The following is a 13,932-nucleotide window of genomic DNA, read 5'->3' on the forward strand; positions in this document are numbered from 1 at the left end:
ATGGCATCATTCCGTCATGGCTGATTCGATTGGACATTTCCCGCGCGGGCCGCGCGGCATCTACCGCGCCACGATGTGGTCGCTGAAAGGACTGAAGGCGGCGTGGCTGCACGAATCCTCGTTCCGGCTGGAAGTGGTGCTGTTCGTCGTCCTCGCGCCGGTCGGGTTCCATCTGGGCGAATCCGGGCTGGAGCGCGCGCTGTTGATCGGCTCGATGATGCTGGTGATGGCGATGGAGCTGCTCAATTCCGCGGTGGAAGCGGTGATCGAGCGCTATGGCCCGGAATTCCACGAACTGGCCGGACGCGCCAAGGACATGGGTTCCGCCGCTGTCTTCGTGCTGATGATGAATGTGGTACTGACGTGGGGCCTGATCTTGTTGCCACGCCTGTTGCCGCGGATGCTGGGCACTGGTTGATGGATCTGTCCTTCCTCTCCGATCCTTCGGCGTGGCTGACACTGGTCACGTTGAGCGCACTGGAAATCGTCCTCGGCGTCGACAATCTCGTTTTCATCTCGATCGCGGTGGGACGCCTGCCGGAAGCGCAGCGCCCAGTGGCGCGCAAGATCGGCATCGCGGTGGCCTGCATCACCCGCATCCTGCTGTTGATCTCGCTGGCGTACCTGGCGCGGATGAACCAGAACCTGTTCACCGTCGGCAGCATTGGCATTTCCATCCGCGACCTGGTGTTGATCCTCGGCGGCGCTTTCCTGCTGGTGAAGGGCACGATGGAAATCCGCGAACTGATCAGCGGCGGCGAGGATGCGGATCCGCGCACCACGCGGGCATCATCGGCGTTCGCGATGGTGATCGTGCAGATCGCCGTGATCGACATCGTGTTCTCGCTGGATTCGGTCATCACCGCGGTCGGCATGGCGCGCGACATCCCGATCATGGTGATGGCGGTGCTGGTGGCGGTCGCGCTGATGCTGCTCGCCGCCAACCCGATGGGCCGCTTCATCGATGCCAATCCGACGGTGAAGATGCTGGCGCTGGCCTTCATCCTGCTGATCGGCGTGGTGCTGATCCTCGACGGTTTCGACGTCCACGTGCCCAAGCCGTACATCTATTTCGCGATGGGGTTCTCGGTTCTGGTCGAATGGCTGAACCAATTAATGCGGCGTGGCGCCCGCGCGCACCACGTCCCCGGCAGCGGCGATTGGTGAGTCTGCTGAAATTCACTCAAAATGAACGTTTGTTCGATGAGGATTGAACAAATGCGCCGGGACGGAACCCGGCATCACCCTGGAGAACCTCCGATGACATCCCTTCGAATCGTATTGCTGCTGGTGCTGGTCTCCCTGTTGTCCGGCTGCGGCTACAACACCATCCAGCGCAAGGACGAAGGCGTGAAGGCCGCCTGGTCGCAGGTGATCAACCAGTACAAGCGTCGTGCCGATCTGGTGCCGAACCTCGTCAACACGGTGAAGGGCTACGCCACCCACGAGGAAAAAGTGTTCACCGAAGTCACCGAGGCGCGTTCCAAGGTGGGTGCGATCAATGTCAACGCCGACGATCCGGCATCGCTGGCGCAGTTCCAGGCCGCGCAGCAGGGATTGCAGAGTTCGATCGGCCGCCTGCTGGCGGTTTCCGAGAACTATCCGCAGCTGAAGGCGGACCAGGGCTTCCTGCAGTTGCAGGCGCAGCTGGAAGGCACCGAGAACCGCATCGCGGTGGAACGCAAGAACTACATCGACACGGTGCAGGACTACAACACCTACATCCGCCAGTTCCCGACCAATATCACCGCGAAGATGTTCGGCTACAAGGTCAAGCCGAATTTCACCGTCGAGAACGAGCAGCAGATCCAGAGCGCACCGACGGTCGACTTTGGCGGTGCAGCACCGGCGGCGTCACAACCGGCGCCGGCGCACTGATCGACGGATTCCAACTGGACCGCGACGCATGAACTGGCGTCGATACGCTGCGATCCTGCTGCTGTCCGCATGCAGCATGGTCGCGCACGCCCAGAAGGGCCTGGTGACGATCCCCGTGCTCGATTCGCCGGTGGTCGATACCACCGGCACGTTGTCGGCTGCGGACAAACAGGCGCTGCAGCAACAGGCGCTCGACCTGCAGCAACGCAAGGGCAGCCAACTGCAGATCGTGATGGTGCCGAGCACCTCGCCTGAGGACATCGCCGATTACGCGCAACGCGCGTTCGAGCAATGGAAACTCGGACGCGCCAAGATCAACGATGCCGTGCTGATCGTGGTGGCGAAGGACGATCATCGCGCGCGCATCCAGACGGGCTACGGACTGGAAGGCGTGATTCCCGATGCCACCGCCTGGCGACTGATCCAGGAATACATGGTGCCGAAGTTCCGCCAGAACGATTACGCCGGCGGACTCAAGGACGCCACCGCGCAGATCGTCAAGCTCATCGATGGCGAAACCTTGCCGCCCCCGGTGGCGAAATCGCAACAACCGCAAGACCACGGACGCAACTGGGTCGGTGCGCTGATCGCTGCCTATGTCGCCGCGATGATCGCCCGCGCATTGCTGGGCTCGCTGCCCGCAGGCATTCGCGGCGTGGGATCGGCCGCTGTCGCCGGTGGTGTCGCGTGGTTGTTCGGCGGTGGCTTCATCGCGCTGGCGGTGCTGGGTGGATTCGTCGGGCTGTTTGTCGGGCTGATGAGCAGCACCATCGGCAGCTTCGTCAATACCGGCGGCTGGGGTGGCTGGAGCGGCGGCGGATTTGGTGGAGGAGGCGGTGGCAGTAGCGGCGGAGGTGGTGGTGGCTGGGGCGGTGGTGGTGGCGACAGCGGAGGCGGTGGCGCCTCGGGGAGCTGGTGATGGTCGGTCCTGCCCGCCTGTTGCGGCACCTTTTCGCGCGTCCGGCGCGGTCGCTGTTTCCGGCCGACAGCCTGCATCGCATTGCCGCAATGATCCGCGCCAGCGAATCGCGCCATCGTGGCGAAATCGTCTTCGCGCTCGAATCCGACATGCCGTTGCGCGAAGTCTGGATGAATGTGTCGCCGCGGGATCGCGCGCTGCACGCGTTCGCCCATCTGCATGTCTGGAATACCGCCGCCAACAACGGCGTCCTGATCTACCTGCAACTCGCCGACCGTCGCATCGAGATCGTTGCCGATCGCGGCTTCGATGGCCTGGTCAGCGCCGAACAATGGCGCGGCATCTGCCAGTTGATGGAAGAACGCCTGTCCGCCGGCGAACCCGAAGCGGCGGTGGCCGAAGGCATCGAGGCGATCACGCAGTTGCTGGAAGCCCATTTCCCGCAACGTCCGGGCGAGGTGGATGAAGACGAGCTGCCGGACGAGCCAGTGATCCTCCGATAACGGTGCCGGGTCGGGCAAAATAGGCCGATCCCCTGACAAGGCGCGTCGATGCCGCTGCTCCACCAGATCAATCCCGTCGCCCTCAACCTCGGCCCGCTGCAGGTGCATTGGTACGGCCTGATGTACCTGCTGGCGTTCGCGCTAGCGTGGTGGCTGGGTCAACGCCGCATCCGCGCCGGCTTCCTGCCGGGCGTCAGCGAGGCCGGCTTCGGCGACCTGATGTTCTACGGCATGCTCGGGGTGATCCTCGGCGGCCGCATCGGCTACATCCTGTTCTACGATCTCGGGACCTACCTGCAGCATCCGTTGCAGGTGTTCGAAGTGTGGAAGGGCGGCATGAGCTTCCACGGCGGACTGATCGGCGTGATGCTGGCGGTGTGGTACTGGGCACGCAAGCAGCGCATGCACTTCTTCGACGTCGCCGATTTCATCGTGCCGCTGGTGCCGCCGGGCCTCGGTTTCGGGCGTATTGGCAACTTCATCAATGGCGAACTGTGGGGCAAGACCACCGGCAGCGGCTGGGGCGTGGTGTTCCCGCAATCGTTGCCGGCGCCCTACAGCACGATGAGCGCGAGCGACCTGCAGGTGCAGCTTGGCGCCGGTGCGCTCAACCCGTTCGCGCGCCATCCATCGCAGTTGTATGAAGCCTTCCTCGAAGGACTGGTGCTGTTCCTGGTGTTGTGGTTCTTCTCGAAGAAACCACGGCCGCGCTTCGCGGTGTCGGGGATGTTCCTGCTGCTCTACGGCGTGTTCCGTTTCGTGATCGAATTCGTGCGCATCCCCGACGAGCAGCTCAAGTATCTCGCCTTCGGTTGGTTGACGATGGGGCAACTCCTCAGCGTGCCGTTGATCGCCGCCGGAGTGTTCCTGTTGTGGAAATCGCGCAGCGCGCCGACATTGCGCGTAGCTGCGACAACCGGCGACGACACCCAGGCGAACGCATCGGCATGAAGCGTCTTGCCGGAGGCAAGCAATGAAACAGTACCTCGACCTGTTGCGCCACGTTCGCGAACACGGCACCGACAAGGCCGATCGCACCGGCACCGGCACCCGCAGCGTATTCGGCTGGCAGATGCGTTTCGATCTCGCCGAGGGCTTTCCTCTGGTCACCACCAAGAAGGTGCACACGCGCTCGGTGATCCACGAACTGCTGTGGTTCCTGCGCGGCGACACCAATACCCGTTACCTCAAGGACAACGGCGTCAGCATCTGGGACGAATGGGCCGATGGTGATGGCGAACTGGGGCCGGTGTACGGGAAGCAGTGGCGCAGTTGGGCGACCGCAGACGGCAAGACCATCGACCAGATCGCGTGGCTGGTGGACGAGATCAAGCGCAATCCCGATTCGCGCCGCCTGATCGTCAACGCCTGGAATGTCGGCGATTTGCCGAAGATGGCGCTGATGCCCTGCCACACCATGTTCCAGTTCTACGTAGTGAACGGGAAGTTGAGCTGCCAGCTCTACCAGCGCAGTGGCGACATCTTCCTCGGCGTGCCGTTCAACATCGCCAGTTACGCATTACTTACTCACATGGTCGCGCAGGCCTGCGGGCTCGGCGTTGGCGATTTCATCCACACGCTGGGCGATGCGCATCTGTATTCCAACCATTTCGCGCAGGCGGATGAACAACTCTCGCGCACGCCGCGATCGTTGCCGACGCTGGAATTGAATCCCGACGTCCGCGACCTTTTCGCTTTCCGCTACGAGGACATCGCCATCCTCGGCTACGATCCGTTGCCGGGGATCAAGGCGCCCGTGGCGGTGTGATGGCTGCTCCAAGATGATGACGATCTCCCTGCTCGCCGCGCTCGATCGTGATTACGCCATCGGCAAGGACAACGCGCTGCCGTGGCATCTCCCCGATGATCTGAAGCGTTTCAAGGCGCTGACGCTGGGCAAACCAGTGTTGATGGGACGCAAGACCGCGCTGTCGCTCGGACGCGCGTTGCCGGGTCGCCGCAACCTAGTGCTGACGCGTTCCGGTGAAGTGCCATTCGCGGGAATGGAAGCGTTCGCCACGCTGGAATCGGCGTTGGCCTCGGTGGCGGATGCCGCTGAAGTCTGCGTGATCGGCGGTGGCGAAATTTTCGCCATGACCTTGCCGATGGCCACCCGCATGCATCTGACCTGGGTGGATACCGCGATCATCGGTGCCGACGCGCATTTCCCGCGTTTCGATCCAGCACATTGGCAGATCGATGCGTGCGACCGGCGTGCTGCCGATGCGAAGCATCCGTTCGATTTCGAGTTCGTCGACTATTCGCGCATCGCGACGGCTTAGTCATCCGCCTGCGCGGCTTCCGCGGCGGGGACCACGCGCCCCTTTACCTGGCGGATGCGCAGTTCCTCGGAATCCAGCTGCAACGCGGTGAGCTTGCCGCCCCAGACTGCGCCGGTATCGATGGCGTGGACGCCGAGGCCAATCATCAATCCCAGCGTGCTCCAGTGCCCGCACACGATCGACAGTTCGCGCGGCACGCGTTCCGGCGATTCGTACCACGGATACATGCCTGCCGACTGCGAGCCCGGCGTGCCCTTCTCCTCGAAGGCGATGCGTCCGCGCGGCGAGCAATAACGCATGCGCGTGAACACGTTGATGATGGCGCGATAGCGCTCGAAACCGGTCAGGCGCGGGTTCCACATCGGCCGGTTGCCGTACATGTTGCGCAACAGCTTGCGGAAACCGTTGCCCTGCAAACGTGCTTCCACTTCCTGCGCCAATGCGTGCGCCTCGTCGATGCTCCAGCGCGGCAGCAAGCCGGCGTGCACCATCGCCCAGCCGAGTTCGCGATCGACGTGCATCAGTTTCTGCTGGCGCAACCAGTCGAGCAGTGGCCGCGCATCGTCGGCAAACACCACGCGCTGTAGGTCGGCATTGACGCGGCGTTGTTCTTCGGGACGACGCTCGCCGATCGCGATCAGCGACAGGTCATGGTTGCCGAGCACGATGCTGGCGTTCGCGCGCAGCGAATGCACCAGGCGCAATGTTTCCAGCGATTCGCCGCCGCGGTTCACCAGATCGCCGCAGAACCACAGGCGATCGCGCGCCGGATCGAAACGGATTCGCTCCAGCAGTCGTTGCGTTGCGTCGTAACAGCCTTGCAGGTCGCCAATCGCCCACACCGCCATGGTCGGTCTCCTTGGCGTCAGTGCAACGTGCGCGGGATGGTCAGGGTGAACGCGGGAATGTCGGCGGCGAACTCGGTGCCATCGTCGGCGACAAGGTCGTAACTGCCCTGCATCGTGCCTACCGTGGTTGCCAGCACCACGCCCGAGACGTACTGGAAGCCGTCTCCCGGACGCAGCCACGGTTGTTCGCCGACCACGCCATCGCCATGGACTTCCTCGACATGGCCCTCGCCATCGGTGATCTGCCAGTGGCGACGCAGCAGCCGTGCCGGCACGTTGCCGTTGTTGCGGATGGTGATGGTGTAGGAGAAGACGAAGCGGTCTTCTGCGGGCGACGATTCGTCGTCCAGGTACTGGGTGTCGACATCCACGTCGAAGGCATAGTCATCCGATGTGTTCATGGTGACAGTGTACGGTGGATGGGTGAACGCTGCGCCAGCGGCACTCAGCCGATTACCGGAAGGTTGCCCAGGCGCACGAATCCGGCGACGTCGATCTGCTCCGCGCGCAGTTCCGGGCGCAGTCCGGCGGCTTCGATCAGCGCGACATCGGCCACGCCGCTCAAGGCATTGCGCAGTGTTTTGCGGCGTTGCCCGAAGGCGGCGCGCACCACGTCGGCGAAACGCTTGGGATCCTGCACGCCGATGCTGGCGGGATCGCGCGGTACCAGCCGCACCACCGCGGAATCGACCTTGGGTGCGGGCCGGAATGAACCGGGCGCCACCACGAACAGCGGCGTCACCGCGCAGTAGGCCTGCAGCATCACCGACAGGCGTCCATAGACCTTGCTGCCGGGACCGGCGGCCATGCGATCGACCACTTCCTTCTGCAGCATGAAGTGCATGTCGCGGATGGACGTGGCGTAGTCGAGCGCGTGGAACAGGATTGGCGACGACAGGTTGTAGGGCAGGTTGCCGGCAAGACGGATCTGTTCGACGCCAAGACGCTGCGCCAGCGCGCCGAAATCAACGTCAAGGACATTGGCGGCGACGAGGTCGAGCTCGCCATGCGCTTGCGCGGCGGCGCGCAACGGATCGAGCAGGTCGCGGTCGAATTCGATGGCGGTGATGCGGCCGTGCCGTTGCAGCAACGGGAAGGTGAGCGCGCCTTGGCCGGGCCCGATCTCGACGATGGCATCGCCGGGACGCGGATCGATTGCCTGGACGATGCGCTCGATCACGCTGTGGTCGTGCAGGAAGTTCTGGCCGAGGTGTTTCTTGGCGTCGCGGCGGAATGCAGGAGAGTCGTTCATCAGGCGTCCTGCTCCCGTTGCGCTGCGAACTGTGCGCATTGCGCCACCGCCGCGAACAGGCTGTCGGGCGTGGCGCGCCCCGTTCCGGCGATGTCGAGCGCGGTGCCATGGTCGACGGCGACGCGCGGATAGGGCAGGCCGAGGGTGATGTTGACCGCGTGTTCGAGGCCAGTGGATTTCAGCACCGGCAAGCCCTGGTCGTGGTACATCGCGACGACTGCATCAAACGTCGCGAGTTTGTGCGGCAGGAAAGCGGTATCGGCGGGCAGCGGGCCGTCGAGGTGCAATCCACGTGCGCGCAAGCGTTCCAATGTCGGGATGATGATGTCGAGTTCCTCGCGGCCAAGATGGCCGTCTTCGCCCGCATGCGGATTCAGCCCGAGGACGGCGATGCGCGGAGATGCAATGCCGAAGTCGCGGCGCAGCGCATCGGCGGTGATGGTGAGGATGCGTTCCAGCTGTTCGCCGCTGATGGCGTCGGCGACGGCGCGCAACGGCAAATGCGTGGTGACCAGTGCGACGCGCAAACCCGGACGCGCCAGCATCATCACCATATCGCTGCCGGCCTGTTGCGCCAGCCGTTCGGTGGTGCCGGTGTAGGCGATGCCGCCATCGTTGATCGCGGCCTTGTGGAATGGACCGGTGACCAGCCCGTGCATGCGGCCATCGAGACAATCATGCGCAGCGGCGTCGAGCGCGGCGATGATTCCGGGCGCGTTCGCGGGATCAGGCTGGCCGGCGCGCGTTGGTGTGGGAAGACGGTATTCGATCAGCCGCAATTGGCCTGGCCGGGTGATTTCCGCTTCGGAATCGAGCAGTTCAAGCGGCAACCGCAATGCCGATGCGGCTTGCATCAATACATCGGGATCGGCATAGGCCGTGCACAGTGTCGAAAGATCGACGCGTTGCGCCAGGCGCACGCATAGTTCCGGACCGATGCCCGCCGGCTCCCCGGGGACGAGGGCCAGCCGGATCGTCATGCCGATCAGCCTCCGCGCCGCTTTCCGTGCTTTCCGGCAGGCGGAGCCGCGGGTGCGGCAGGTGCCGCTTCCTGTGCCGGCTGCGACTGGGATTGCGCGGCATCGCCGACGCGGACATCGACATAGGCTTCGCCGCGCATTTCGCGCAGGAAGCGGTCGTAGGCGTCTTCCAGCTTGCGGCGACCGATCGCTTCGCGCATGGCGCCGCGCTGGTCGTCGCTGGCAGCCACGCCCTGGCGGGAGGCGACGCGCTGCGCGATCACCCAGCCATCCTTGGTCTGGATCGGTTGGCTGATCTCGCCATCGTGCAGTGCTGCCACGGCGGCGCCGACTTCGGTACCGAGGCCGTCCTGGCTGCGCCAGCCGGTGTCGCCACCATTGGCGCGACCGACCGGATCATCGGAATCGGACTGGGCGATCTTGTCGAACTTGGCACCGCCGGCCAGTCGTGCACGCAGGGTTTCGGCACGGGCCTTGCCCTTGGCGTCGGTGGCTGGATCTTTCGATTTCACCAGCAACTGGCGGGTGTGGTACTGGGTCACGCTGCCAAGGCCTTGGCCGCCGTCGCGCGTTTCCACCAGCTTGAGCAGCTGGAAGCCGGAAGCACCGCGGATCGGGCCAGCGACGTCGCCGGCTTTCATGTTGCCGATGATCTGGGCGAACGCCGCCGGGATTTCCTGCGCGGAACGCCAGCCGAGATCGCCGCCTTCAAGCGCGTTCGAGCCATCGGAGTAACGGATCGCTGCGGCGGTGAAGTCCATTTCCTTGCGGTCGATCAGGCCCTTGATGCCGTCGATCTTCTTCTGGCCGGTGGCGATCTGCTCCGGCGTGGCGCCGGTGGGCAGCGCGATCACGAGGTTGGCGAGATGCAGCTGCGTGCCGGTGTGCGACTGCGCGGCCAGCGCGGCATTCACTTCCGATTCGCTGACGTGCACCGCGCTCTGCGCATAGGCCTGCTTGAGGCGCTGGGTGAGCAGTTCATCGCGCACCGCGTTGCGGAAACTGTCGTACGACTGGCCCTGTTGCGCCATCTGCTGGCGCAACTGGTCGACCGAGACCTTGTTGTTCTGCGCGATCGATTCGATCGCCTGGCCCAGTTCCTGGTCATCGACGGTGATGCCGCTCTGCTGCGCGCGTGCCACCTGCAAACGTTGCAGGATCAGGCGGTCGAGGATCTGCTTTTCGAGGATGTCGTGCGGCGGCAATTCATTGCTGCGGCCAGCGTATTGCTGTTGCACGTTGGCCATCGCGCGCGCGAGTTCGCTCTTCAGGATCACGTCTTCGTTGACCACGGCGGCGATGCCGTCGATGGGCGTGTTGGCGGTTTGCTGTGCGAACAACGGCGCGGCCAGCGCCAGTTGCAAGGCGAGTACGGCGGAGAACAAAGTCTTCATTGAATAGGATCCGGATCGACAATGTGTTGCCCAGAGGACAGGGCTTCAGGTGGGACGAGATAGAGGTCGTCGCGGAAGTAACCGAGGATAGCACGGCGCAAAACGCGCCTCGTGTCCTGGCCGGCCGAACCGAGCCCCTTCAGTTCGAATTCCATCATGATGCCGTTGCGCAGGTCGCCTTCGCGGGTGGCGACGAAACGACGGCCGACGATGCGCACCGCCACGCAGCAGCTATCCCATTGCAGGCCGCCGACGATTTCCAGCGGCTTGAGGGTGTGTTTCCACGTGGTCTGGTCGCGCAGCGACACGTAATAGCGGCCGACGACGCTCCACGACGACGTGATCGGGTAGAGGAACTGCAGGTCGGACTGTTCGAGCAGGCCGCGGCGATAGCGATAACTCAGGTTGACCACGCCATCCTCGCCCCACAGGAAGCGCGTGCGCACCGACACCAAGTCGCGTTGCTTGGTCCGGGGATCCCACTGGTAGGACGCGCCCATGGTCCAACGGTCGTTGAAGGAGTAGTTGGCATCGGCCACCCACGCCGAGCGTCCGCGCAACAGCGGGATTTCGCCCGGAAGCGTGACCTTGGTATCGTTGAGATAGCGGATCTGGCCGAGGCTGGCCGACAGTTTTTCGTGGCCGTCGGATTCGCGGTTCATGCGCGTTGTCAGCGCGAACGTCACCTGGTCGGCGTCGCTCTGGCGATCAGCGCTGGAATAGCGGTTGTCGCGGAACAGCTGGCCCCAACTATAGGTCAGCAGGCCGGTGTCGAAGACCGGAAGGTCCGATTGGTCGCGGTAGGGCGTGCGCAGGTAGAAGACGCGCGGTTCCAGTGTCTGCACGTAATCCTTGCCGCCCCAGGTGACGTTGCGGTCGAACTGGATGCCGGCGTCGAGCGAGAGGATCGGCAGGCTGCGGGTCGGGTTGCGCTTGACCAGTGGCTGCCAGACAGCGTTGGGCACGGTGTCGCGGTTCCAGCCCTGCAGCGGCTCGGCAGCGATGGCGCGATCCTTGGCGTTGTTGTTGGCGAGGTCGCTATCGAGCTGGTAGGCGGTGTAGCGCCAAGCCACGGTCGGTGTCAGGAACCACCAGTTGCCCTCCAGCGGCATCGACACGAACGGCTTGATGTCGAAGCGGCTGCCGCCCGGAATCCGCAGCGATGGCCCCGACTGGTCGAAGGTGCCCGTGGTGAAGTTGCGGTAATTCTGGTGCTGGAAGCGCACGGCCTCGGCGTTGACGCCGGCGCGGAACAGCACGCCCACCGGCGCGTCGAGGTTGTAGGTGAGGCGTGGCAGGCGATCGTAGGGCAGCGAAGCCTCGGTGAGCGTGTAATCGGTGCGGACCCAGTGGTCGACGCTGATCGACGCGTCCCAGTGGTGGCCGCGACCGTAAAGGCCGACCTGGCTCATCGCCGAATACTGGGCGAGGCCAGCGGAACTGTTGTTGAAGTCTTCCAGGTAGCGGGGATCGCTCAACCACAGCAGGTTGGCGCGCGCCTGCCAGTTCGGCGACAGATTCTGGAATGCCTGGTAGCTGAAGCTGCCGCGCGAATCGTCGTTGCGCAGCTTGTCGTTCGGCATCCACAACGCGCGCGCGACCCCGGAGCCGCTGCCATTGAGGTAGCGGAACTCATTGTCGATGGCCACGCCACGCGCGGTCATGATGCGCGGGCTGATGGTGTCGTCGAAATTCGGCGCGATGTTGATGTAGATCGGCTGGCGCCAGTCGAAGCCGTTGCGCTTGGTCTGCGCGATCGACGGGAACAGCAGGCCGGTGCGGCGGCGATCGTCGATCGGGAACTTGAACCATGGAATGTAGGCGACCGGCACCTTGCCGATGCGGATCTTGGCGTTGTGGGCCACCGCCATGCCTTCCTCGGTATCGACATCGATGCGCGAAGCACGCAACTCCCAGTCGCGCTGTTCCGGCGGACAGGTGGTGTAGGTGGCGTCGTAGAGCTCGCCCTTGCTGCCGTTCAGGTCGATGTGCTCCGCCGTGCCGTTGCCGCGACGCGACACGATCTGGTAGCGGATGTTGTCGATGTTGTGGGTATCGGCGGTCTGGTTGCCCTGGGCCTTGTCGGCCAGGATGCGCATCTTCGGGTCCTGGTAGCGCACGTGGCCTACGGCGACATAGGTGTCCTTGTCGCGGTCGTAAGTCACGTGGTCGGCGCCGAGGAACTGGTTACCCCGGTTCAATGCCACGTTGCCGTTGAACACCGGCATGTCCACCGTGCCGGTCTGCTCATCGCCTTCCAGCGTGGTCTTCAACTGCTTGCGCGGAGTGACCTTCTCGTCGCCGGTGGGCGCGGTATCGGTGAAGAGCGGGACGGGATCCTTGGCCGGGCAACGACCCCAGTCCAACTGGTACCTTTCCGTGGCGTGGAGCGGCAGGGCCGCAGCGATGCACAACGACAAGGGCAAAAGGCGCGGGTTGGGGCGCACGGGGTTTCCTGAATGCCAAGTCGAGCTACTTTGCCGGATCGCTTGCCTGCGGGCAATCAAGGCCGCATTTTCGTTCATGGACCGCTGGAGCATCGTCATGACCAAATCCGGGACATCAGACCCGCTGCCGAACGATTCCGAGTGGCGGCAACGCCTCTCCCCGGAGCAGTACGCCATCTGCCGCTGTTCAGCGACGGAGCGTGCATTCACCGGCAAATACTGGGATCACCACGAGCCCGGGCGCTATGCCTGCGTGGCCTGTGGCCAGCCGCTGTTCGCTTCCGGCGACAAATACGATTCCGGCAGTGGCTGGCCGAGCTACATGCGTCCCCTCAATGGCGAGGTGGTGAGCGAAGTCGCTGACGACAGCCATGGCATGCGCCGCATCGAGGTCCGTTGCAGCCGCTGCGCGTCGCATCTTGGCCACGTCTTCCCCGATGGCCCGGCGCCGACCGGACTGCGGTATTGCATCAATTCCGCGGCGCTGGACTTCGATCCCGACGAGGCTCAGCCGCGCTGACCCGCGAGGGCGGCGACGTGGGCGCTGGCGGATTCCGCCAGTGCCGGCAGTGCGTAGCCGCCTTCCAGCGTCGAAACAATGCGGCCGCGCGCATGCCGTTCCGCCACTTCGATCAGGCGTTGCGTGATCCAGGCGAAATCGGCCGCTTCGAGCATTCCCTGCGCCAGCGGATCCTCGCGATGGGCGTCGAAGCCGGCGGAAATCAGCAGTAGCTGCGGCTTGAAGGCGTCGATGCGCGGGATCAGCCGATCCTCCCACAATGCCCGGATCGCGCGGCTGCCAGTCAACGGCGGATAGGTCGCATTGACGATATTGCCGACACCGGTTTCATCGGCGTGGCCGCTGTCTGGGTAGAGCGGCGACTGGTGGGAGTCGACGAAGAGCACGCGGGGGTCGCGTTCGAAGATCGCCTGGGTGCCGTTGCCATGGTGAACGTCGAAATCGGCGATGGCGATGCGTTCGACACCATTCGCCAGCGCGTGCGCGGCGGCGACCGCGATGTTGTTGAGCAGGCAGAAACCCATCGCGACATCGGTTTCGGCGTGGTGTCCGGGCGGCCGCACCGCGCAAAAGGCGCGACGATCATCTCCCGCCATCACCCAATCGACGGCGGCGAGCGCGGCACCGGCGGCGCGCAACGCGGCTTCGGGACCGCCCGCAGACAGCGCGGTATCGGAATCGAGCCATTCGATCTCCGAACCCGCGGGACCGGCCAGCACGCGATCGACCAGTGAGGCGTGGTGGACGCGCAGCAGTTCACCACGGGTTGCGGGCGGTGCGTCCTGCCAGTCGAGCGGCAATCCGGAGGCGTGCAAGGCGTCGCGGACGGCGCGCAGGCGCCCGGCGTGTTCGGCGTGACCTGGGCCGGTGTCGTGATCGAGGCAGGCGCTGTGTGTGTAGATGCGCAGG

At 64.5% G+C, this 13,932-nt stretch carries 16 protein-coding genes; 9 read left to right on the plus strand and 7 right to left on the minus strand.

The window, feature by feature from the left end:
• Nucleotides 1-16: 16 nt before the first annotated feature.
• The 8 genes from Lysil_RS08530 to Lysil_RS08565 all read left to right on the plus strand — a co-directional run bounded on the left by Lysil_RS08530 (nt 17) and on the right by Lysil_RS08565 (nt 5,582).
• A complete protein-coding gene (locus Lysil_RS08530) occupies nt 17-418 on the plus strand; it encodes a diacylglycerol kinase (protein ID WP_103075201.1) in 402 nt (133 codons plus the stop codon).
• Nucleotides 418-1,167 (plus strand): TerC family protein, encoded by a 750-nt coding sequence (locus Lysil_RS08535; RefSeq protein WP_103075202.1) that lies wholly within the window; start codon nt 418-420, stop codon nt 1,165-1,167. The genes Lysil_RS08530 and Lysil_RS08535 overlap by 1 nt, the downstream gene beginning before the upstream one ends.
• Nucleotides 1,168-1,260: 93 nt before the next feature.
• Nucleotides 1,261-1,878 (plus strand): LemA family protein, encoded by a 618-nt coding sequence (locus Lysil_RS08540; RefSeq protein ID WP_103075203.1) that lies wholly within the window; start codon nt 1,261-1,263, stop codon nt 1,876-1,878.
• 28 nt (nt 1,879-1,906) lie between these two features.
• Nucleotides 1,907-2,797, plus strand: a complete 891-nt coding sequence (locus tag Lysil_RS08545; protein ID WP_103075204.1) for a TPM domain-containing protein — start codon at nt 1,907-1,909, stop codon at nt 2,795-2,797.
• Nucleotides 2,797-3,300 (plus strand): TPM domain-containing protein, encoded by a 504-nt coding sequence (locus Lysil_RS08550; protein ID WP_103075205.1) that lies wholly within the window; start codon nt 2,797-2,799, stop codon nt 3,298-3,300. The genes Lysil_RS08545 and Lysil_RS08550 overlap by 1 nt, the downstream gene beginning before the upstream one ends.
• Before the next feature lie 48 nt (nt 3,301-3,348).
• On the plus strand, nt 3,349-4,251 hold the full coding sequence (lgt, locus tag Lysil_RS08555) for a prolipoprotein diacylglyceryl transferase (RefSeq protein ID WP_103075206.1): 903 nt from the start codon (nt 3,349-3,351) through the stop codon (nt 4,249-4,251).
• Between the two features lie 22 nt (nt 4,252-4,273).
• A complete protein-coding gene (locus Lysil_RS08560) occupies nt 4,274-5,068 on the plus strand; it encodes a thymidylate synthase (RefSeq protein ID WP_103075207.1) in 795 nt (264 codons plus the stop codon).
• Nucleotides 5,069-5,084: 16 nt separating this feature from the next.
• Nucleotides 5,085-5,582 carry a dihydrofolate reductase gene (locus Lysil_RS08565; protein ID WP_103075983.1) on the plus strand — a complete coding sequence of 166 codons (498 nt, stop codon included), beginning with the start codon at nt 5,085-5,087 and terminating at the stop codon, nt 5,580-5,582.
• On the opposite strand, the gene Lysil_RS08570 is transcribed toward Lysil_RS08565, so the two are convergent.
• From Lysil_RS08570 to lptD, 6 genes are read right to left on the minus strand one after another with little or no spacing between them, the layout of a single operon-like run.
• The gene (locus tag Lysil_RS08570; protein ID WP_103075208.1) at nt 5,579-6,430 is read right to left on the minus strand and encodes a symmetrical bis(5'-nucleosyl)-tetraphosphatase; all 852 of its coding nucleotides are present in this window, start codon (nt 6,428-6,430) and stop codon (nt 5,579-5,581) included. The two genes, Lysil_RS08565 and Lysil_RS08570, sit on opposite strands and share 4 nt — an antisense overlap.
• A gap of 17 nt (nt 6,431-6,447) precedes the next feature.
• A complete protein-coding gene (gene apaG, locus Lysil_RS08575; protein ID WP_103075209.1) occupies nt 6,448-6,831 on the minus strand; it encodes a Co2+/Mg2+ efflux protein ApaG in 384 nt (127 codons plus the stop codon).
• Between the two features lie 44 nt (nt 6,832-6,875).
• Entirely contained in the window at nt 6,876-7,682 is an 807-nt protein-coding gene (gene rsmA / locus Lysil_RS08580; protein WP_103075210.1) for a 16S rRNA (adenine(1518)-N(6)/adenine(1519)-N(6))-dimethyltransferase RsmA, read from the minus strand.
• Nucleotides 7,682-8,662: a 4-hydroxythreonine-4-phosphate dehydrogenase PdxA gene (gene pdxA, locus Lysil_RS08585; protein WP_103075211.1), complete on the minus strand. Its 981-nt coding sequence runs from the start codon at nt 8,660-8,662 to the stop codon at nt 7,682-7,684. The genes rsmA and pdxA overlap by 1 nt, the downstream gene beginning before the upstream one ends.
• Nucleotides 8,663-8,667: 5 nt before the next feature.
• Nucleotides 8,668-10,056 carry a peptidylprolyl isomerase gene (locus Lysil_RS08590; protein ID WP_103075212.1) on the minus strand — a complete coding sequence of 463 codons (1,389 nt, stop codon included), beginning with the start codon at nt 10,054-10,056 and terminating at the stop codon, nt 8,668-8,670.
• Nucleotides 10,053-12,503 carry an LPS-assembly protein LptD gene (lptD, locus tag Lysil_RS08595; RefSeq protein WP_240600464.1) on the minus strand — a complete coding sequence of 817 codons (2,451 nt, stop codon included), beginning with the start codon at nt 12,501-12,503 and terminating at the stop codon, nt 10,053-10,055. Before lptD ends, Lysil_RS08590 begins: the two co-directional genes overlap by 4 nt.
• Between lptD and msrB the strand changes: the two genes are divergently transcribed.
• On the plus strand, nt 12,463-13,023 hold the full coding sequence (gene msrB, locus Lysil_RS08600) for a peptide-methionine (R)-S-oxide reductase MsrB (RefSeq protein ID WP_240600467.1): 561 nt from the start codon (nt 12,463-12,465) through the stop codon (nt 13,021-13,023). The two genes, lptD and msrB, sit on opposite strands and share 41 nt — an antisense overlap.
• Here the strand turns inward: msrB and Lysil_RS08605 are convergent.
• Nucleotides 13,011-13,931 (minus strand): histone deacetylase family protein, encoded by a 921-nt coding sequence (locus tag Lysil_RS08605; RefSeq protein WP_103075985.1) that lies wholly within the window; start codon nt 13,929-13,931, stop codon nt 13,011-13,013. The genes msrB and Lysil_RS08605 overlap by 13 nt on opposite strands.
• Nucleotide 13,932: the final 1 nt, after the last annotated feature.

Origin of the sequence: Solilutibacter silvestris, assembly GCF_002895945.1 — a bacterium.
GTDB lineage: Bacteria > Pseudomonadota > Gammaproteobacteria > Xanthomonadales > Xanthomonadaceae > Solilutibacter > Solilutibacter silvestris.

What these genes read in the sequence shown, in the direction of transcription:
- Lysil_RS08530 (WP_103075201.1), top strand. Translation starts at nt 17, where the DNA reads ATGGCTGATTCGATTGGACATTTCCCGCGCGGGCCGCGCGGCATCTAC.
- Lysil_RS08535 (WP_103075202.1), top strand. Translation starts at nt 418, where the DNA reads ATGGATCTGTCCTTCCTCTCCGATCCTTCGGCGTGGCTGACACTGGTC.
- Lysil_RS08540 (WP_103075203.1), top strand. Translation starts at nt 1,261, where the DNA reads ATGACATCCCTTCGAATCGTATTGCTGCTGGTGCTGGTCTCCCTGTTG.
- Lysil_RS08545 (WP_103075204.1), top strand. Translation starts at nt 1,907, where the DNA reads ATGAACTGGCGTCGATACGCTGCGATCCTGCTGCTGTCCGCATGCAGC.
- Lysil_RS08550 (WP_103075205.1), top strand. Translation starts at nt 2,797, where the DNA reads ATGGTCGGTCCTGCCCGCCTGTTGCGGCACCTTTTCGCGCGTCCGGCG.
- lgt (WP_103075206.1), top strand. Translation starts at nt 3,349, where the DNA reads ATGCCGCTGCTCCACCAGATCAATCCCGTCGCCCTCAACCTCGGCCCG.
- Lysil_RS08560 (WP_103075207.1), top strand. Translation starts at nt 4,274, where the DNA reads ATGAAACAGTACCTCGACCTGTTGCGCCACGTTCGCGAACACGGCACC.
- Lysil_RS08565 (WP_103075983.1), top strand. Translation starts at nt 5,085, where the DNA reads ATGACGATCTCCCTGCTCGCCGCGCTCGATCGTGATTACGCCATCGGC.
- Lysil_RS08570 (WP_103075208.1), bottom strand. Translation starts at nt 6,430, where the DNA reads ATGGCGGTGTGGGCGATTGGCGACCTGCAAGGCTGTTACGACGCAACG.
- apaG (WP_103075209.1), bottom strand. Translation starts at nt 6,831, where the DNA reads ATGAACACATCGGATGACTATGCCTTCGACGTGGATGTCGACACCCAG.
- rsmA (WP_103075210.1), bottom strand. Translation starts at nt 7,682, where the DNA reads ATGAACGACTCTCCTGCATTCCGCCGCGACGCCAAGAAACACCTCGGC.
- pdxA (WP_103075211.1), bottom strand. Translation starts at nt 8,662, where the DNA reads ATGACGATCCGGCTGGCCCTCGTCCCCGGGGAGCCGGCGGGCATCGGT.
- Lysil_RS08590 (WP_103075212.1), bottom strand. Translation starts at nt 10,056, where the DNA reads ATGAAGACTTTGTTCTCCGCCGTACTCGCCTTGCAACTGGCGCTGGCC.
- msrB (WP_240600467.1), top strand. Translation starts at nt 12,463, where the DNA reads ATGCACAACGACAAGGGCAAAAGGCGCGGGTTGGGGCGCACGGGGTTT.